Annotated in this window: 19 protein-coding genes; 8 read left to right on the plus strand and 11 right to left on the minus strand. The window is 33.7% G+C overall.

The window, feature by feature from the left end; translation table 11 throughout:
* Positions 1-367: 367 nt before the first annotated feature.
* The 3 genes from MH215_RS10120 to MH215_RS10130 all read left to right on the plus strand — a co-directional run bounded on the left by MH215_RS10120 (position 368) and on the right by MH215_RS10130 (position 2,734).
* Entirely contained in the window at positions 368-1,204 is an 837-nt protein-coding gene (locus MH215_RS10120) for a hypothetical protein (protein WP_239290020.1), read from the plus strand.
* A 138-nt stretch (positions 1,205-1,342) separates the two neighbouring features.
* Entirely contained in the window at positions 1,343-1,858 is a 516-nt protein-coding gene (locus MH215_RS10125) for a hypothetical protein (protein ID WP_239290021.1), read from the plus strand.
* A 579-nt stretch (positions 1,859-2,437) separates the two neighbouring features.
* A complete protein-coding gene (locus MH215_RS10130; RefSeq protein ID WP_239290022.1) occupies positions 2,438-2,734 on the plus strand; it encodes a hypothetical protein in 297 nt (98 codons plus the stop codon).
* 80 nt (positions 2,735-2,814) lie between these two features.
* Here the strand turns inward: MH215_RS10130 and MH215_RS10135 are convergent, their stop codons facing one another.
* Positions 2,815-4,707: a TnsD family Tn7-like transposition protein gene (locus tag MH215_RS10135; protein WP_239290023.1), complete on the minus strand. Its 1,893-nt coding sequence runs from the start codon at positions 4,705-4,707 to the stop codon at positions 2,815-2,817.
* Between the two features lie 114 nt (positions 4,708-4,821).
* A complete protein-coding gene (locus tag MH215_RS10140; protein ID WP_239290024.1) occupies positions 4,822-6,798 on the minus strand; it encodes a TnsD family transposase in 1,977 nt (658 codons plus the stop codon).
* A gap of 184 nt (positions 6,799-6,982) precedes the next feature.
* Between MH215_RS10140 and MH215_RS10145 the strand changes: the two genes are divergently transcribed.
* Positions 6,983-7,264, plus strand: a complete 282-nt coding sequence (locus MH215_RS10145; RefSeq protein ID WP_239290026.1) for a hypothetical protein — start codon at positions 6,983-6,985, stop codon at positions 7,262-7,264.
* 165 nt (positions 7,265-7,429) lie between these two features.
* Here MH215_RS10145 and MH215_RS10150 read toward each other — a convergent pair whose 3' ends face one another.
* Positions 7,430-7,801, minus strand: a complete 372-nt coding sequence (locus tag MH215_RS10150) for a hypothetical protein (protein WP_239290028.1) — start codon at positions 7,799-7,801, stop codon at positions 7,430-7,432.
* Positions 7,802-8,075: 274 nt separating this feature from the next.
* On the opposite strand from MH215_RS10150, the gene MH215_RS10155 reads away from it, so the two are divergent.
* Both MH215_RS10155 and MH215_RS10160 read left to right on the plus strand, forming a co-directional pair.
* Complete coding sequence (locus MH215_RS10155) at positions 8,076-8,495, plus strand: hypothetical protein (protein ID WP_239290030.1); 420 nt, start codon at positions 8,076-8,078, stop codon at positions 8,493-8,495.
* 817 nt (positions 8,496-9,312) lie between these two features.
* Positions 9,313-9,546 (plus strand): hypothetical protein, encoded by a 234-nt coding sequence (locus MH215_RS10160; protein WP_239290032.1) that lies wholly within the window; start codon positions 9,313-9,315, stop codon positions 9,544-9,546.
* A gap of 148 nt (positions 9,547-9,694) precedes the next feature.
* On the opposite strand, the gene MH215_RS10165 is transcribed toward MH215_RS10160, so the two are convergent.
* From MH215_RS10165 to MH215_RS10180, 4 genes are all read right to left on the minus strand, one after another.
* The gene (locus MH215_RS10165) at positions 9,695-10,684 is read right to left on the minus strand and encodes a type II toxin-antitoxin system PemK/MazF family toxin (protein ID WP_239290033.1); all 990 of its coding nucleotides are present in this window, start codon (positions 10,682-10,684) and stop codon (positions 9,695-9,697) included.
* A gap of 578 nt (positions 10,685-11,262) precedes the next feature.
* A complete protein-coding gene (locus MH215_RS10170; protein ID WP_239290034.1) occupies positions 11,263-11,616 on the minus strand; it encodes a hypothetical protein in 354 nt (117 codons plus the stop codon).
* 364 nt (positions 11,617-11,980) lie between these two features.
* Complete coding sequence (locus tag MH215_RS10175; protein WP_239290035.1) at positions 11,981-13,546, minus strand: hypothetical protein; 1,566 nt, start codon at positions 13,544-13,546, stop codon at positions 11,981-11,983.
* A 157-nt stretch (positions 13,547-13,703) separates the two neighbouring features.
* Positions 13,704-13,889, minus strand: coding sequence for a hypothetical protein (locus MH215_RS10180; protein ID WP_239290036.1), 186 nt, complete (start codon positions 13,887-13,889; stop codon positions 13,704-13,706).
* A gap of 151 nt (positions 13,890-14,040) precedes the next feature.
* On the opposite strand from MH215_RS10180, the gene MH215_RS10185 reads away from it, so the two are divergent.
* Both MH215_RS10185 and MH215_RS10190 read left to right on the plus strand, forming a co-directional pair.
* Entirely contained in the window at positions 14,041-14,655 is a 615-nt protein-coding gene (locus MH215_RS10185) for a hypothetical protein (RefSeq protein WP_239290037.1), read from the plus strand.
* A gap of 192 nt (positions 14,656-14,847) precedes the next feature.
* Positions 14,848-15,471 (plus strand): basic helix-loop-helix domain-containing protein, encoded by a 624-nt coding sequence (locus MH215_RS10190; RefSeq protein ID WP_239290038.1) that lies wholly within the window; start codon positions 14,848-14,850, stop codon positions 15,469-15,471.
* A 414-nt stretch (positions 15,472-15,885) separates the two neighbouring features.
* Here the strand turns inward: MH215_RS10190 and MH215_RS10195 are convergent, their stop codons facing one another.
* The 4 genes from MH215_RS10195 to MH215_RS10210 all read right to left on the minus strand — a co-directional run bounded on the left by MH215_RS10195 (position 15,886) and on the right by MH215_RS10210 (position 18,831).
* A complete protein-coding gene (locus tag MH215_RS10195) occupies positions 15,886-16,713 on the minus strand; it encodes a hypothetical protein (RefSeq protein ID WP_239290039.1) in 828 nt (275 codons plus the stop codon).
* On the minus strand, positions 16,710-17,177 hold the full coding sequence (locus MH215_RS10200; RefSeq protein WP_239290040.1) for a hypothetical protein: 468 nt from the start codon (positions 17,175-17,177) through the stop codon (positions 16,710-16,712). The genes MH215_RS10195 and MH215_RS10200 overlap by 4 nt, the downstream gene beginning before the upstream one ends.
* A 182-nt stretch (positions 17,178-17,359) precedes the next feature.
* Entirely contained in the window at positions 17,360-17,824 is a 465-nt protein-coding gene (locus tag MH215_RS10205) for an excisionase family DNA-binding protein (protein ID WP_239290042.1), read from the minus strand.
* A 794-nt stretch (positions 17,825-18,618) separates the two neighbouring features.
* Positions 18,619-18,831, minus strand: a complete 213-nt coding sequence (locus MH215_RS10210) for a hypothetical protein (protein ID WP_239290043.1) — start codon at positions 18,829-18,831, stop codon at positions 18,619-18,621.
* Positions 18,832-19,113 lie beyond the last annotated feature (282 nt).

A 19,113-nucleotide genomic window follows, 5' to 3' on the forward strand; every position in this document is an offset into this window, starting at 1 on the left:
TATTACATTTTTCGAATAATTTTATTAATAGGAGTGTATTACCTGTGATGAATGGAAAATTAATTATAAAACAAGCTGGTCAGCATACTTGCATAATCTGTAATCACCTTATTGATTGGGAGTTAGAATTAAGAACTCTGCACGGTACCGATATGGAAAGATTAGGTGTTCTACCCTCTGATCTAAAAACTGAGCCTAATAAAGGTGTATTTTTTAATACATATGGAAAAGACAAAGTGGAGGTCACCATTTCCTGTCCTAGGTGCTCGTATCAACATAAATCAGAACCAATGCCGTTAATTAAAGTCTGATAACTAATCATTATTAGGGGGGAAGCCTTAACCTTTGAATGGAGGTCTGATAAGCATTGAGAAGATATCGTGTGATGACAAACGATTTTGATACGAGAGCCAATTTGTTAAACATGAAAATAGAGGATGAGTGGGCACCACATATTAGGGAAATGTGGAACGCTAATAAATCTATGATCAAGAAGCAGTTAATTACTACTTATGGTCCAGTAGACTTTGAAACCAAGTATCAAAACTTTCTTGATTTAAGTTACAAACCATTTTCCGTCATAGCTTATCATAATGAATTTTTCCAGCAAGTCCGAGATTCATTTGTGATTGGATCTTACTATCCTGCACTTACTGGAGCATGTTCGTTAGGAGAACGAATCCTCAATCAATTACTTATTACCTTGAGATCGTATTATGCTAACACACCAGAGTATCGTAAAGTTTATAATAAAAACTCATTCGATAATTGGGATTTGGCTATAAATACTTTAACATCATGGGAGGTATTACTTCCTGAAGTTACAGAATTGTTTTTGAAGTTGAAACCGATCAGAAATAGATCAATTCATTTTACACCAGACACCCTATTATATACCCGAGAACATGCTCTGGAGGCTATTCAATACCTCAGTTTAATTATAGAGACTCAATTTGGTTCTGCTCCCCATAAACAACCTTGGTATATTTCTGGGATTGCCGGCGGGGTAACATTTATCAAAAAAGACGCCGAAGAAATTCCCTTTGTGAAAGAAATTTTGATTCCAAACAGTGAATATGTAGGATATAAACATAAGCTACTCCCTTCAGGAAAAGAATTCATTGTACAGGATGACTTCGACTACGAAATAGAGGATCTTTCGGATGAAGAATTCAAGGCAAGATTTATTCAAACTAAACATTAGCTGTACATGGTAATTGAAAAATGTTAACAAAGATGTTATTATACGATTAATTCAATTCAGCGGAAGCACCGCAAATTTCTGGTTTTTATGAACCGGTCATTTGTGGTGCTTTTTTGTATCTAAGGAGGTAATTATTTCGTGAAACCATCTAAACATGTCCAGAAAGAGTTTACTGATATCCTAAATGCTAACAAAGGTCTTATAATCAGTGAATTGTATTCCCAAACAGAAATCACGTACTACCCACAAGCTGTATGTAAGATTACAGTTGGATCATTTTTTATTACCAGCCTCAACCTAATAGTTACTGTCGTAAATACTTCAATTGATCAGGGAGAGATACTGCACTTTAAGAATTTATTGGATTTTGACGACTTCATGACCAAGCTTTGCGGAAGTATTATCACACTCTTTCCGAATACGACTTTCCGGTCGAAAAGACGCATCATCCTTGATGCAGGGGAGTTGATATCATCGGTAATGGAAAGAATTGATACTCCGGCTAATACATACAAAGAACATGGGGACATACGCAGTAATACAACGTTTAATCGCTATGAAGTTCTAACTGATATCGACTGGATTGAGGATACAATAAACAATTGGTATATTCAAAGTGGAATTAGCGCTTTTCCAATGGTTCCGTTTGATTAAGCGACTACTAACCCTTTAAGTCTGTAATATTCTGTATGGAAGGACAAATATAAAAGAATACTAATTCATTTTAGAGGTGAAAGATTTGGAAAATGAAGAAATCGTTCCGATAGGATTTCAGATTATCGGCATGGAGATTCTCAAAGAGCTTAAATTAGACCATTTTTCTGAGAAGAATTTCTCTTTTGAAAAACAGAAGATCTTTATGAACCCTTTTGGGTCACTATGCAAAAATATTCAGTTTAAATGTCACATCCCAAGTGTACCTTCTATAAGTATCCATCTAGCTGTTTTGTGCACAAAATCAAAAAACTATAAAATTATCCTTCTCTCTTCTTCTGAAGAGCAACCGTATTCAAAACATATGATGACTGAAATTGTATTAAAGTATTATGAATTACTAAGAAATATCATAATCTATATACGAGAATACCTAATGTGTACAACTACCAAACTTAATGATTCCCACTCCTTTAAAATTTTCTATAATAGAGAAATTCAGAGATACTTTAACATTATGGATGAAACAGTACACTTGTGATATGATTATAAAAAATCTGACCACAAGAGGTTCTAAAATTGGAAATTGACGAAATAAAATATGTAGGATCATATACTCATCCTAGACAAAAAAAGATAACGATCAAAGTTGTTGCAATGTTGATCGAAAATATATGGTATGAAGTGGATATAATTCAAAATCCCCTCGACTCTGAAATACTTGATTTAATTGCAATATACCATAAAGATGATCAGCCCTTATGTAAATGCCATGATGCAGGTGCTTACTGCCCAATAATGAACGAGCTCAAGGACCAAGTGGTCGACTGGTTAGCTACAAACGATAAAACTAGATTACATTTCTTATTGAACTAATAGCCCATTTATGAATATTGACCTGCCGGGAAACCAGTCAGGTTATTTTCCTTTTTTTAAGATAAAATTCAAACATCCAATCACGCCAATTCTTGGCGTGATTGGTACAAATCTATATGTTCTTCAAGTGCTTGAATCACTTTGGAGGATAATTTTCTTTTATCCGGTAATACTGCAGCTTTGCGTACAGTGTTAGAAGACAACCGATCGCCACTGCTATATAAGGTTCTTGCTGCCCACTTGATTCGGCGTATCTGGAATTCTTCCACACTCTCAATGAGCGAATAAATCGCTTTTTTAGTAAGCGGCATCTTATCAAACGCAAAGTAGGTCCCTAATCTTTTGGTTATGCTGGAAGTCGTGAGTCGCACAGGATAGTTCTCACTTTCGAAAATTTCCTTCGCAGTCTGAACCACCTTCTTAGCATAAATTTGATCTCGCTTTGTCCAGTTTACAATTTTCCGTTTTTTCGAGCGCTTTTTTGGCGAATTTTTTTTTAGCCATTCACGATCGTGTTTATAAAGCCATACGTAACCGCTGCCTGCTTTCTTCGCCAAGGAAGTTCTAGATTCACCTTTATATTTTACTAAAGCTTGAAGCCAAAGATTCCTGTTCTTCTCTTGATAGTATGCAAATAGCCCTTTAGACCTCTGCATCTTTGGTTTTAAATCTTCCTGATTCTTTGCCCGTTTATAGTAAACACTTGCCATTTTTTCAGTTATGCCAAGTATTCGGCTAATTTCATTGAATTTTAAATTGTCATCATCTCGCAACTTCAGTAATTTCTTTTCAAAACATTCTCCAAATTCTCTTACAGTGTCATACCTCATACGATCCGACTCTGACTTGTCCGGTCCACTTCTTGTATAGGTAAATCCGCAGTCACATCGAAAAATCCCGATAATGCCAGTACCATCTGTTTTCCTTTGAATATCACATACCTTCACCACTGGTTGTAGGAAGTGTTCAGCTGTAGGATTCAAACAAATCCACGGTGATTCTCCGTATGGATTATTCAAACGGCGATTTGAAAGAGCGTAATCTTCTGTTGCCATACCCAAAAAAATCATGAGAAGTATATGCCTTAACGGATGCAAACAAATTGAACCTGATTTACGAAAGGCACTATGAATCCATGGATGTTCGTATTCGCTACAATAGAGGCTCGATAAGAATCTCCGTCCGAAAAACAACTCAAAATCTTGCCTTAATTTCGTTAACCTAATTCCACCTCTAGGCATAAGATAATTTTTCCTTTGAAGGTAGAATATATATTGTGAACGTACCTTATCCCTGTCTGTGATGCATAGTGATTTATTATGCAATAGAAAACGACTAATCTTTGCTATTGTAAGTTCTTGAATCGAAATCGAGAGATTGTCTGCAGGGACATGAACTAAGGAGTTTTCTTTTAAGAACGACTCAAGATCATACAACCATTTTCTGTATTTAAGATTCGATTTAGAAGGGGTCATGTAAACATTGCTATTACTGAGTCTTACTCCATGCTTGTCGCAAACGTTCACTCCTGGTAATTGATGTGTTCGATGCCAATAAGCTTCGGAATACATCTCTCGGTCGTCAGCTGCACATTCCGAACAAAACCTCAAAAATTCTGGAGGACGAACTAAGCTTTGTGCTACTCCTGTCGCTAAAATTGCTTCCCAACTTGTAGTTCCCCTCATTCCATCAATAACCTTGTTTACACGCTCGAGCGGCAAAAAGTATTGAAAGTATGGAAACAACGTATGGTTATGGATGATCTCTTGAGAAGAAATTTGAGTATTTTCAGAGAAGTTACTACAAAACAGGTCTAGATGGCTTGGTATAATAATTGAATTTGGCATATGATTTTTACCGAATAGGTCTCTTGCGGTTTTTGCTAATGTCCCATTCCCGGAATGAAGATGGTATCGTGCATACACACTGTGTAGTAGTTCATCCGGGTAAAATCTTGGAAAGTGTCCTAACAATTAAAACAACTCCTTTACCTACATCCTATGATCTTGTCCCATAGAATATGAATAAAGAAGCTCATCTTTCTTTGATTAAATCGTACTTAAACAGTTCATCTTTGATCGTAGTATTCATCCTTCATCTTCCAGATTTTCTTTCGATGAAGTGCTAAAGAAATAATATTCATTAATTAGTTTATCAATTTCTGAATTCACCAAACTAGAACGATTTACATTTAACACTGCTTTTTTAAGCAATGTGCCTCTCGTAATTGGTCCTCCACTTTCCTCGAGCTTTTTAGCAGCCCACCTTAATCGTCGCATTTGAAATTGGTCCTTGTCTTCAACTATCGAATCCAAATATTTTTTAGATAAAGGCAGTTTATCAAGATGTTGCAACTTATCTAATAATGACGCCATTGTTAGAATACGCGTCTTTGTTAGACGAATTGGCTTGTCTTCTTTGTTCATCTCTTCAAATTTAGATTTTAAAATTTGTAATATTTCTTGATCACGAGTTCCCCAATCAATACGACTTTGTGTAGCTACAGGTTTTTGTTTTTCCGGTGAGACTTCCTCGATCCATCTTTGGTCATGACGCCTTAGCCACGTATATGCAGCATTATCAATTTTCCGCAATTCATTAATGGTTAACTTAGGATTTTTTTCAATTAAGCTCCGCCATCTTTCCCTATACTGGTTAAGCGAAACATTGAAGTCAGATTTCGCTTTCCTGTTTGGTGTATCTGTCTTCAATTTTTTCAATCCTTTATGATAATTGAGCCCTAACAGAGTCATATATTTTTTAACTGTTAATGCAGAAGCATTCAATTTCAATCCAATATCTTTAAGTGAAAGTCTTTCACTGCTTACTATTCCTCTCAATGCTTGTTCCCATACTTTCCCGTATGTTATGACTTTTCCAAAACGATATTTATCGGTATCATCAATATCTGGACCAGTTCGTGTATATTTGAATCCACATTTACAGCTAAACGTAGCTATTGGTTTATTTGAATTTGTGCTAATTTCGATATTTATTTTATCAATCACTGGTTTCGAATAATGCTCTGCTGCCACATTTAAGCAAAGCCATGGACCAGTTCCAAACGGTAGAAATTTCACTTCTTCGTTAAGAAATCTTTCAAAAGTTTTTTGTGATAAAAATTGTCCCAACAAGAGATAATAAAGTGGATTATATACCATATCTCCATCACCACGAACTACTTTTTGGAGCCAATTTTTTGTTAACCCTTTATTCAAGCCACACTGAATTAATTCAAGGCACTCTTCTCCGAAAAACATAATAAACTTCGAATTCAATTTTGACTGGTGAACACTATTATGAATGGTTGCCAAATCTAATGTTTTTAAATGCTCCATTATTTGTTTGTGCACCCATGTGATATCCTTGACATCAGATTTATTATTTAGTAACCATTCCGTATTTCTTGCGAGAACTAGAAATTTATCATTTAAATCTTGGCTATATGAAGTATGGGTTTGAGTTATTGGGCAATTCTGCTCGTTGGCTTCAATTAGGTTACGATTTATAGATCCGATCAAGACTGTACTATTTTGTAATGGTATTTGATGAGTTGGACAAACCATTACTGAGGGTACTTGATGTAACCGTATCCAGTACATTTCTTGATAGAGCTCCAACTGCTCTTTTGAACAACAAGGACAATATCTTAGGTAATCCATATTCTTAATTGAACTAGCAGTAATTCCGGAGGTGAAGTTTAACTTATTTCCGGTATCTGAAAGCATAAGATTATAAATATTCTCTGATCGTTCCTTTGACATAAATGAAGTGAAATATGTATAAAGCGTATGATCATAAATACAATTAGCTGAGTTCCAAGTAGTACTTTCGTTAGCAATTCTTTTTATCAGCGTGTTGATATAACAAGGGAAGTAAATTGAAATTGTCGCTTTCTCTTTTCCAAATAATTCGAGAAACGTTGCAGCTGTACCTGTGTTTCCTGAGCGAACATGATAACGAGCGAGGATGCTATACAGTAGTTCATCTGGATAAGGTGCAGGGAAATAACCTATCATTTTTTTCACCACTTCTATTAAATTTGTTACTAGAATTGTGAACAAAAAAATATCTCTATATACATATGCGCTGAAAAAATTAAGTGCTCATTATTAAAAAACCTGACAGATGCGATTCCATATAGCGAACAAGGGAAATGGGATTTTTTTACTTGAATTTAAAATTGGAATAAATTACAATAATCTAAACCGGAGGCACCTCGCACATTTCTGTTGAGGAGGGACGCCCATGGTTAAGCAACAATCAAGGTCTTACGTGGTAAGTGTTAGTAGTTTCAGTTCAGGAGATTTTGTGGAGTACGAAGTATTCCCTGCAGAAGTCGCTCCTTTAGTAGCAAAGAAAGATGCTTTGAAAAAAGCTAAGTCTTTTGCCAAGCAATATTCTGATGATGGTAATTTGTATCTCTTCGTCGCAGTTCATGTGGATGATGAGCCATTATTATATCTGAATCAGAATGGAGAAGAGGACACCAAGCAATTTGACTGGATAGACTACTACTTCAATCTGTAACGACCAAAAAAAGACCCTACATCTAAGGATGTAGGGTCTTTTTTTGGAGCAGAAACGATTGAAGCCAATTAGAAACAAGGCGACACAAACCATGATACTCACTAATGAACGCTTTAACATTACTTTCTCTAGAACTATGCTGGTACATTCTAGCAAGAAAAATCTTTATTTAGGAGCAAAAAGGTTTTCTTTGTCATTTAGCATGATTCCAATGAATTCACCGTCAATTGGCTCAATGTTTATATTATTTTTATCAAATTTCGCATAAAGTGCGGCAACTTCTTCATTAGACAATTCAGCCTGAACGACATTTTTTTTAGTTTCAGGCTCATAGAAAACAGATTGTTTTTTCCCTTCAACATGGGTATCAATATACTTAGATATTGATTTTAATGATTCATTGATTTTTTTCATTTCAATTTCAGAACTCTGCATTTTATCTGTTGCACTTTTAGATTCATTTATATAACCACACCCTCCAATTGCAATTGCTAGACATAGTAAGATTAAAAGTTTAAATTCACGATTTTTTTTCATTTTGTTAGCTCCTATACTCCTTTTATCATTATACTAACAGGAAAATTCTGATACTCATATTGGTAATTATAGGATGCTGCATAGCGTTCCATTTTAGTTTATCTTTTTCGAACTTCCAAACCATACTTTTTCAATACTGACCAAGGATCTCTTTTTCAATTTATACTTTGGAAGATAATATTTGAATTTTTCTGGGTATACTAAAATATAGTAAACTCTAAATCACAAAGTCTGTTGATGAATAACATATTCAAGATGGAGGTTAGTATTTGACATGACAAAATTTCTTGCAGCTATATTAACCGCCATTTTATTATCACTTGTTATGGGTATATATCACTATGTTCCTTTAGATGAGAGGCTTGCAAACGCTCACTACTATTCTTTTGGGTATAAATTTACTATTGGGCTACTTATCAACTTGGCTATTTTCCTTTTCTTAATAACACCGCTTTCGATCCTTGTGGATGGATTACTCATGATCATAAAAAGTAATAATATGTATTTCGAATTGCTGATGAGCATTGTTGCGTATGCAGTGTTAGGCTTCATAGGTGGTATTATATACTCAATTTTCACACTAAACTTCACTACTTTTTCAGCTCAGACTATACACATCATTGTAGGTTCACTTGTCTTTTTAGCTTTCCAGTTGATATTTGGCAGGCTTTTCTCTACTCCAAAAAGCAGGTGAAATTCCATCATTTTAAAAGAGGATATCTCAGTTTAGAGAGATATTCTCTTTTATTTATAGGTGATGTATTAGATGTTTCAAGAATTCTCTTGAGTGCGTAAATGCAATCCCTCCAGAATTACTTTCGATCATAACTTTAAATACTTTTGAATATTCTTACGCTTGCTGTGTTAGACCCGAATGCACCAATTATATCGTTTACGGGTGAACCAGAGCGGTTCCAGATTTTTTATCATGGTGATTAGAAAGCACATTCATAAAACGATCATAGAAGCCCGAGTTGACGATACACTCCATTTATATTTGAATAGGAGTTGTTTTAATGACACGCAAGATCGGATAAGCCTGCGTTTCAGCCGAAGAGCAGCATTGGGAGCTTCAAAGTGACGCTTTATAGGTTTTTGTGTCTAATAAAGCTAAGAAAGGGATATCGTAACAGTTTCTAAAAACTACCTACCAGAGCTTAAAAGTTCCTTTCATAAATTCAGACCGGTGAAACCTTTTTCATGGGGAAACTTGATCGAATTAGACTAAGCATCAAACACCTCATTGAACTACCGAAGCTGCAATGCGCTTCGAATAATCAACTAGCAATATTTTTCACGCAGACAGCCTTACGATAAGAACATTGCATCGTTTCATTCAAAATATACAACAATGAATGATAAGGAATTCATTGTTGTCATTTTTGTTTAATGTTCTGTATAGACTGAGAGTAGGGAATAATGAGCGTGCGATAATCTATTGATTAGAAGTTTCAAAAGTAAATATGGTTTTTGTCAGAAAAGGCTATAAGCCGGGAAGGAAATATACTTCTGTGAAAAAAAAATATAATGTAGTTATTGGATGTGGAAATCCAGAATGTTCAAACAAAAAATACAAACATGTAATAAACACTATAACCTATGATGCAGCCCGTGCAACTGCTTTACAATTAAGAAAAGAGCTAAATCCAGTAAATAAATGCCCTAATTGCAGAAGACAACTAGGATATTATGCAATTATATCCGAAAAAAATGAAAACACAAAAAGACCTACACAAATTATGTGAAGGTCTTTTTGTTCCCGATACACAGGAAAGTTAGTGTTGTTTATGTATTCCAAAAAAATTGTGCCAGATACACCGGCTAGGATTAATCTTAAACAAAATATAACACATTTTCGAACATATATCAATGTTTTTGGTGAAATTAATGGCTTCAGATTGCCTGAATTGCACTATACAATCTCATCTTCGATTGAATTCTATTCGAAAGAACTCTGTCGTTTTGAATATTCGCCGAGGCATAAGCAATTTCTTTAATAAGTTTTCTACGCTCACCTTGGTTAATTGAAGTTGTAGCATCTCTCCAAATGATTTCATAAATCGTATTATCATTAAAGAAAGTATATTCAGACTTTGTACGGGACGGATCGGTTTTAAAATACTTTACTGGTCTGAAAAAGTGATGAATTTGTACATCGGGATCCCCAAACGCGGGGATTCTTTGTTTATTATTCTCAAGAATTCGATCTAACAAAGATTTTTGCTTCCCCCAATAAACCCTAAATGCATCCTCTATACGATTTTCTTGTTCTGAACATAAATAAACTTCTCTAAAATCATTTGCATTTTGCATTGATTCAAATTGAGTAGCGCATATTCTTTTCCTACTTATTGAAGTCAACTCACGAACATCAACCCACGTTTCTTTAGGAAAGAAATCAACATTCCCAATTGAAAATGAATTAGGGTAGTCTCGGTATTTTGGCTTCTCGCTTTTTACGGGTATGACAACAATCTTATCTTGTTTATCGGTGACATCATCCCATACTATAGCAAAATGTTTATTATTCAACTCAGCTCCAACTCCTGCAAAATCGACATAAATCATTTGTCCCTTTTGAATTGGAGGAGTAAACATTGTCGGAGTGTTTGGATCATCTACTTGGTCATCTTTTGAGATTGAATTTACAAATCTTTTTACAGATTCAATCTTTTGTAACCTTGACATGTTTACAGGTCTTAATGAACATGTGTCTGACTGCATCAATAAAATTAAATCAACAATTTCTCGATATCCATTTTCATATGCCATTCTTCTAAGCACATTCTGAAGTTGAGAGTCTTGAATTACATCATCTAATATATCATCCAACCCTGTAACTCTATTTTTGAAATTTTCGAACTCTAAAAGAAATTGTTTCAATCCTCTTCTTCCCTCCAATTTTTATAGCATTAAGTATATACTTTTTTCACATACTTCGTCCATAATTTATTCATGTGCAATGTGTTTTCTACAGAATCATACGTGAATAATTTATTCTATAATAGTTTTAATTCGACACAGATAAAAGCCGTTTTACTAAGATACTATCTTATAATAAGATAATATCTTAGTAAAAAGTTTCTTTAAAACGTGATGATGGCTTATGTTTATGCATCTGTGAAAGAGCTGGGTCCATTTCACAAATTGAATGTTTGATATATCTTAATAATGAAACATAAAGGTTACATTTTCAGAAATTTCCCTTATTAGCTGACTTTGAAGCTCTTCCGGAAAAGTCCCGTTTGGATTATCTTTCGGATAAATATCATCTAGCAGCCATCCGCTCTTTTTTTCAGCAAATCCAGGATAAACCACTCCCCGTTTATCGATATTTCGCCCATTAGTTATTATTAGTAGCTTGAATATCATAAATAATTGCATCATCGATTATAAGCTTGTTTGAGTTCATATTTATCCTCCAAGTTTAATATGGGATAAATATAGGAGAGGTAAAGAAACTAGTCTACCAAATTATAGAAACTAACAAAATTCAATTCATCAAGTTGTTTAATGAAAAAAGTGTATTCTTTGTTAGATAGTCCAAAGAAATCATTAAAAGGAGTATCGTTAATTTTGTAACCTTGCAACATAGGAAGATCTTGAACATAGAGGTGTTTTAAATTCCAGACCATCTGATCTCGTTTCAAAATAATGTTTAGCAGTTTCTGTTGATCAAAATATACATTTTCAATTTGAGCATTTAATATGAAATCAACTGTCTGACTCCCCATATTTTCTAGCCACTGAGTTATATTCTCAAGGACTATATCTTTTATTTTGAATTCCCACGTGCTGTAAAAATCTGATCTCAACAACATTTCCCCCTTTCAATTTAGTGTTGAATTACATTGAAAATATATTTTTTAAATTTCTCTACATCCCTCTAACTAATTTTTTCTATACGAGTACACGGTAAACAACCCAATAGAGCGGGTCCTTATTGGGATCCTGCTTCATTGGGTTGTTTTAGAAGTTATAGTTGTAATAGCTTCAGTATCTCATCTCATAAAACATGGCTATATGGAGTGGTTAAGCAATAATAAAATTTAATCGAAAGTATAGTAATGTGTTAACCTAAACAAACATTCTAATGAATAAAATAGTGAGTTACAGCACTTTTTAATAAAATACATTAATTAGTCTAGTTCAAGTTTAAATTCATAAAAATAAATATCTCTATATGAAGGTGTTTTCTAAACTTTCTATAAATTCTTTTTCCTCTATTTTAATGGGATTGTTAGATTGCTTGCTGCCACTAACTCTTGACTCCCCCAAATCTATTATAATCGGGATAATTGAATACCTATTTGTTGTAATTCTTAAAGGCAGATCGAATATGGGACCATTTATTCGAAAGATAACGTAGTAAGCTGTGGTAATTCGAAAATGACTATTCTCAAAATTATTAAGATATGCATGTAACTGTGCGAATCCTTGAATCAAATTAGATTTACTATTTTGATGATAAACCTTGCATTCAATAAGAACAGAAATTTGACTTGATAAATCCATTAAATCTGTCTGTAAATTTTCAGTCTGAATTCTGCTAATTACAGGATGTCCATTATCAAAGAGGTATAGAGCCATCTCTCTCATTAAAATGTCTTCACAATTTCTTTTCCGTTGTCCATCTTGATGAATTCGTCCTCTAATTCTCTCCTTATCGTACCACATACATCTAGTTTTAAAATTCTCAATAACTTGACTAATTGATAAATTTTCATGTATTTTAATTTTAATTTTGTGTATTATGCGAAAAATATTTGTTCTAATTTTTAAATATATTTTCTGAAACTGCTCTTCTTTTTGATAAAAATTATAAACAAACATTGATTGTTCCATAACATTAGCTTCTTTAGTGGTTAACAAAAATGGCTCATAGGAGTACTCTTTTAAAAACCGAATCATTTTTTTATTTGGATTTATTCGTAGTATGAAGCTTTCTATGAATAGAATAGCGGCTCCTATTGAATTTCTCATAAGAACATTATATCTTTTGTAGTTCAGCATATAGTTCGTTTTAAATGTACTAATCTCCTTCAAAAAGGAATTCCCAGTAGTTTCAAACCACCCCTGATATTTCTCATCTTTATACCAATTGAATTTCTCTCTAAGGAATTCTGTGGCAGCAATAATATTATCAACTTCCGGATTCTTGTCTCTAAAGAGTCGCTTGTTCTGTAATAAATTATCCAATCGTTTGAAGGATCCTTCATAGCCATCAGCAGTATCCCCCCCAAAGTCCTGATAAATTTCTGTATTTATAAAATCTTCTTTGGTAGCAGCCATAAATAAGAAATGCTCTGATTGGTCACATTTCATTTTATAAAGATCATAAAGATGTTCAATAGCTTTGTTTTTGAACTCTTGTAATATAACAATTTTTTTCATCTTATATGCCTCATGCTTTTTTTTAATTTCTTCAAATTCTTGAACAGCATGATTGATAATATCTTTCGTGTATGTATGTGTGAGTAACATATCATATACAGAAACAACTTCGTATAAAAAATCTTCACCCTCCAACTCCTTTAGATACATTTCTAAATTTTCTAATTTTTCTAAATTTGTTTTTGATGAATTCATTTTAAGTCTCCTTCTAATATAATTTTCATAGATCAGATTTTTTTCAAACCTTGAATTATGTAGAATGAAATTTAGTACACTATCATGTACACTGGCGTAAGAGTTCAAATCAGGGTTATGATATTTCGTTGCATTTTCATCTTTCTCAAATTCCATAATGTTGACCTCATCTGTTTTCAACACCTTCACTAAGCCTTCAGAACCTTCATATTTTGCTGCTATTACATCTTCAGCCTAACTTGCAATAAATTCCGACTCTTTTAACCAAGTAAAGGCGTTGTCCGCCGTAATCCTTTTTAAGCCAAGACATCAGTTAGTCTTCCCACCACATTATCTCAATCTTTGAGTCACCTCCCTCATGATACTTAAATTCACCCTCAGTTGAGATATTTGAATGCTTAATAACTATGGGCACAGGAAAGCCTAGGATATTAACTCCTAATAATAAAACAAAGCTAATGACAAGAACTCCAAGCAAGACAGTAATGCTACGTTTCAAATGCAGCCCTCCTTCAAACACCTCAATTACTTTTCTTATACAACCACATATTAAGTGATTTCTTCCCAATATTACAATCCACCGTATAAAAATTTGTGGTAAACTAAGCTGGAAAATCTCAACATCTTAAAATGTTAAAGGAGAAATAGGTATGATCAGTGTCCCAATTAATCATGTGGATCGCTTAAATTATGTAATTGATTTAGCTTGGAGTATTTTTATTAAAAGGCTTGCCCTTGGGCGCATCAAAGTCAACAAAGAATCCTCAATGCAGCTGCATTATGCATCATTGATTAATAGTTTGGGTGAAATAATGTGCATTGATAAGAATGACGTATTTTCAATTGAGTTAGAGCATTCTTTTCAAGGAAAAAATATTGATATTGTTTGTTATTACAACAATATCAAAGCAGCGATTGAACTAAAATGCTTTAAAAAAGCATCGAATCGTGCGACAGATACCGATATGTATGATGTTCTAAAGGATATCGAACGGCTACTGAATTTTGATGGCTTTGCGGTCAAACGATTTTTATGCCTTACTGATAATCCGTACTATAAAGATGGTCGACACTCTGGTCATGCTGATTCTGTGAGCATTAGTCATGGCACTCTTTACGTTAATGAAGAGCCCATCATTCCCGGTTGGGCAGGCAAATGGAAGAATACAAATAGAGATCGAACATTGTATTTCAAGAAAGATGTCGGATTTGAATGGTATCATGAGGGCAATTGGCTTTATCTAAATATGAGTTTGGAGAAATAAACAGAAGATTGAATAAGTTCAAGCTTATTGGGGTTGCATATTACATACTTCAATCCCTTGAGGCTCTTTTACCGTATTCTAATCCCAGTCCAGTTTCTTTGGTACGAAAAAATCTTATTCAAAAATACTTCCAACGAGGTGCTGTAATGAAACCTTTTTTCATAAACTAGGAATAAAATATGATAAAGGCAGGTGGTTGTTATAGTTGGTTTTATAAAAAAAACTCGTTGGTTACCATCTGAAAAAGTTATGAAGAACTACCCGGATGGGACGTATGAGGTATGTGATGTTGGAATTCGAACGGTGCACACAAAGGATATTATTGGGCTCGGTTTACGACCAAGAGATATAGCGAATGATAATAAAATGAAGCGACTTAGACAGTCAGTGGCTACAAAAGGTTGGAAAGATGAATCGCCTATAGATTTGCATCTGTATTTAACCCCAGACGGCAAATATGCAGTTTGGACGGGAGGAAATCATCGACCGTATCTTGCTGATGAATTACGTATCCCTTCAATAGAAGCATCAGTTGATGTAGTTATTCCAAAGGGTAAGATTTTTGAAAAAACTGCGAATGAGATAGATACGTTAAGAAGGAATTATCAAAATCTAGAAAAGGAAGCCAATGAACTTAATAAATTGTTACAACCGCAAAGATTCAGACAAGGTGGATATAATGATGCAGATGAAAATAAATTAAATGCAATGTTTGATCAATTAACTAGTATTCATAACCAAGTAGAGATGCTGCTAAAAAAGGAAGCTTACCATTTGGGCTACATACCTGAAGATTGGGTTCAGTCTGATTCTTAATAAAGTGAATAATCGAAACATAAGAAAAAAGGGATCAATCATATATACAGGTTAGATTCCTTTTTGTTTATTTTTAATTCCCTTCCAGTACATCAACGATCCATTGCGGTAAATTATCAGCATGTAGTTCCTTAGTTGTTGGAAAAATAAACATGAGCTTATATCGCGCATTTATTTCCTCTATAATAATTCCTCGTGAAGACTCGTCAAAAAGTTCACATACAATTGATGACTGAATACCGCAAGTGCAGTCATCTGCGTTATGCAATATCCCTTTGTTAATCCATTCATCTCCTTTTTCTTTTGAACACATGGCAAAATAACTCTTACCATCATACTCAAATGAAACGAGTGCTTCTTGCTGATCGTTACTGTCCACCTCATTATAGTTAAATTTTCTTTTTCTGTTTATTCTTATGACTTACCGATCAGCTCTTCTACCTTTTCCATCAGGCTATTCCAGTCAGATAGGAAAAGAGTTGCAGATGTGATTCCTGTCTTAGCATTCCCAACATATTTTTTTATACCTTCGTATGCCTTTTTCAACCTTGCCATTTTTGGCTTACTCGATTCCAGTTGTTCAGTTATGGTCTCCATATCGTCAGTTAAGAATTCTTTTTCTTCATCTGTTAATTGAGTATCGGCAATAGTAGGTAAAAGTTTTTCAATTAATGCTTTTATCTCACCAATATCATCTGCTTTTAGATTTGTATTAATGGTAGCATCTCTGCCTGCGGCGTTGACGTTCCCGTAGTTGTTCGCTATATTTTGGGTTATATTGTTCCCCATAGACCGATCCCCTCCTAGAATCATTATCTCTTTTCCTAATGAATCCACAATAAAATCAACCAAAGGTTTAAATGCTTTGTCCAAAAATTCTCTGACAATGTCATTCCATTTCCCTGATTTAGATACAAATTGAAATGCCACACCTCTAATATCTATATCCTGAGAACACAAGTATGATAGATAATCATATTGGGCTTTTATATGAAGATCTTCATCTACTGGAGGAATAATCTGATGATGACCTTGTACTGTGTCTATCAAAAAACAATCTCTAAAGTCGAATTCCAATTTAGATATGCGTGTCTGAATAATCTTAGTAATGATAGGAGATGAATCAATAAATAATTTGAACCTTTTAAGTTTTATAAAAGCATTGTCTGCATCAGCAGTCAACAAATTGCTAGATACTCTTCTAAAATCCAAGCTCAAAGTTTTATACTCCATTAAATTCACGGAAGATCAACCCCACAATACGTGCAATATACTTTTGAGACACCTGAGAGAAATAATACTTTTTCTTGCTTCTCGCAGCATGAGCAAACAAATATCTCCTCGACAGTATCTTTATTCTTCAATTCTTGTACATTCATTTTCTTTAATGGCTTATAGCTCATTTTGATTACACTTTTACTTCGACTGTTTATTTTCTTAGCCATTTTCCCAAAAGACTTATTTAATTGTTCATAAATATAATTAGTGGCTATTGCCTCTACTTGTTCTACAAGTTCTTTGGTAAAAAATTGATCTTTGTCTGTAGTCAATCCGCAGTATGGACAGAACAGGTCAGTGACAGGTTCATCATCACTTTGAAATTCACCTGCATTCACTTTAAATTCTGATTCACAAAAAGGGCATTCAAGAGCTACGAAACCTTCACTGTCACCTTGTATCGTAAAGGATATGGATACTTCACTCATTAGCCGTTCCCCTCTCTAATTCTGTTGCAATTGTACACTTTATACAGCATTGATTTTATCAAACAATCATCAAAACAATCCTAGATCACAAGGATTGAAACGAACAGGGCGAAAGTATTACGACAATTCATCATGTGGACAATTTTTACGGAGACGTTGTCTCTTGAGATAAATTCTCACTTTTATAGGTGAAGCATTAGCTGTCTTAAAAACTCTCTCGATAGTGAAAATACAAGTTGTCCAGAATCACTTTCTATCATAACTGTTTCTGCATTGATGGTTACCTTCTGTCCATCAATATATCTAACTATCGGAACAAAATTTACAGACTTCATTTTCGGGACTAGTTCTGGATAGCGTTTGAAATGCTCACGTAGCGCTTCCTCATGATCGAAATCAATACATTCGTCATCTAAAATCAACTTCACTTGTCCCCCTATAACCTCACCTTTTTTCCATGAATCAAGTAAGCATTTATGGAAACTTACCTGGTTACAGCTTCTGGAATAGGGGATTTCGTGTTGTTTGATTAGTTTTCGAATCTTATAAGTTGAAATGTCTAAATAACTGGCAGCTTCTTTTACAGTGAAATGTTTATCGTACCAGTACTTCGCTTCATCTTCACCACGGATAATATGACCTATCAATATCTTCACCTTCCATATGATATGATTTGAAAAAAGAAGTTTATATAACGACCACATAATTTAAAGAAGGTCCCACCCTTATATGTTAAATGATAAATTAAAAAGGGCAAATTACATTAACGAAGCTATTCTAAACAAATGGCATGCAGCTAGTTTTCAAGACGGTAAATTATTGAGGAATATGGTATCGTTGAATTTCAAACTAAAAATTCCGTAAGGGTGAATAACTCTTACTATTTTAAATCCAATTGCAAGCTATTTAGGATAGTTGAGTTTCAAAGCAACTTCATTATTTTACATATTTTCTAATAAGATCTTACATTTATACAAAAAGAAACAGCCTAAATTCCGGGCTGTTTCTTACACCTTACGAACGCCGTTTTGCAGTTGCTTCGTATCGAGTCGTGGTTGCTTCTGATTGAAGGTAATCATCATTATAATTATTAATTCACTTATTTAGAACTAACCTTATTTATTGTATTTTTAAACAGTCCATTCATCACGACCTAGTATCTAAAAAAATAGTCTACAAACATATTACGAGAGTTCCTCTTTGTAGACCGAAGTGTACTGATATTCAGTGAATGATATAATTTAAATTTATTACTTGGTTAAATGTTCATTACCTTTAACACTTCAACGATAACAATACAATTACTGGACTGCTATCGAGTATTGTTTCCAAAACCAGTAAAATTACTAATCCATGTTTCGAATTTCTTTATCACTGATATATATATGTTACATACAATATAGTGACTTACAGAGTATCGAATTATTAATAATTAATTAGTTTATACTTTTTCATCAATAATATTCTTGCTTTTTTCTTGTTGAACTTTTTTTTGATTTTTAAGTTCAGTTCTCAAAGATCGGATCTCTTTTATAATATCATCAAATTTTTTTGATGTTTTGGACGAATCTATGGCATAACGTATAACGGCAGCCAAGATGAGAAGACCAATGATACATAAAATTGAAACTACAATAACCCCAATAAATTCCATTTAATTCCCCTACCTCCTTAGACATTTTACTTTTACCTAATATGAACCTAATAATGTTAAATATCCAAATATTTAAAAAAATTATCTATCACAATCTAATAATTCTAACAAATCTAAAGAAATTTAATCAATAAAAAACAAATTACTTCTCAAAAGTTATTTATAGCAACAATAAAATCAGGAAGTTTAGTACTGATATTCTTACACACTTGCGTTTGAAATTTGTGACAGCATTGTCGGTATCATTTTTAGACACTCACTGCTAAATATTCACACTTGCTC

Source organism: Paenibacillus sp. ACRSA, from assembly GCF_022346845.1.
Taxonomy (GTDB): domain Bacteria; phylum Bacillota; class Bacilli; order Paenibacillales; family Paenibacillaceae; genus Paenibacillus.

What these genes read in the sequence shown, in the direction of transcription:
- MH215_RS10150 (WP_239290028.1), bottom strand. Translation starts at nt 7,801, where the DNA reads ATGAAAAAAAATCGTGAATTTAAACTTTTAATCTTACTATGTCTAGCA.
- MH215_RS10175 (WP_239290035.1), bottom strand. Translation starts at nt 13,546, where the DNA reads ATGGAATTTGAGAAAGATGAAAATGCAACGAAATATCATAACCCTGAT.
- MH215_RS10155 (WP_239290030.1), top strand. Translation starts at nt 8,076, where the DNA reads ATGACAAAATTTCTTGCAGCTATATTAACCGCCATTTTATTATCACTT.
- MH215_RS10145 (WP_239290026.1), top strand. Translation starts at nt 6,983, where the DNA reads ATGGTTAAGCAACAATCAAGGTCTTACGTGGTAAGTGTTAGTAGTTTC.
- MH215_RS10210 (WP_239290043.1), bottom strand. Translation starts at nt 18,831, where the DNA reads ATGGAATTTATTGGGGTTATTGTAGTTTCAATTTTATGTATCATTGGT.
- MH215_RS10200 (WP_239290040.1), bottom strand. Translation starts at nt 17,177, where the DNA reads ATGAGTGAAGTATCCATATCCTTTACGATACAAGGTGACAGTGAAGGT.
- MH215_RS10185 (WP_239290037.1), top strand. Translation starts at nt 14,041, where the DNA reads ATGATCAGTGTCCCAATTAATCATGTGGATCGCTTAAATTATGTAATT.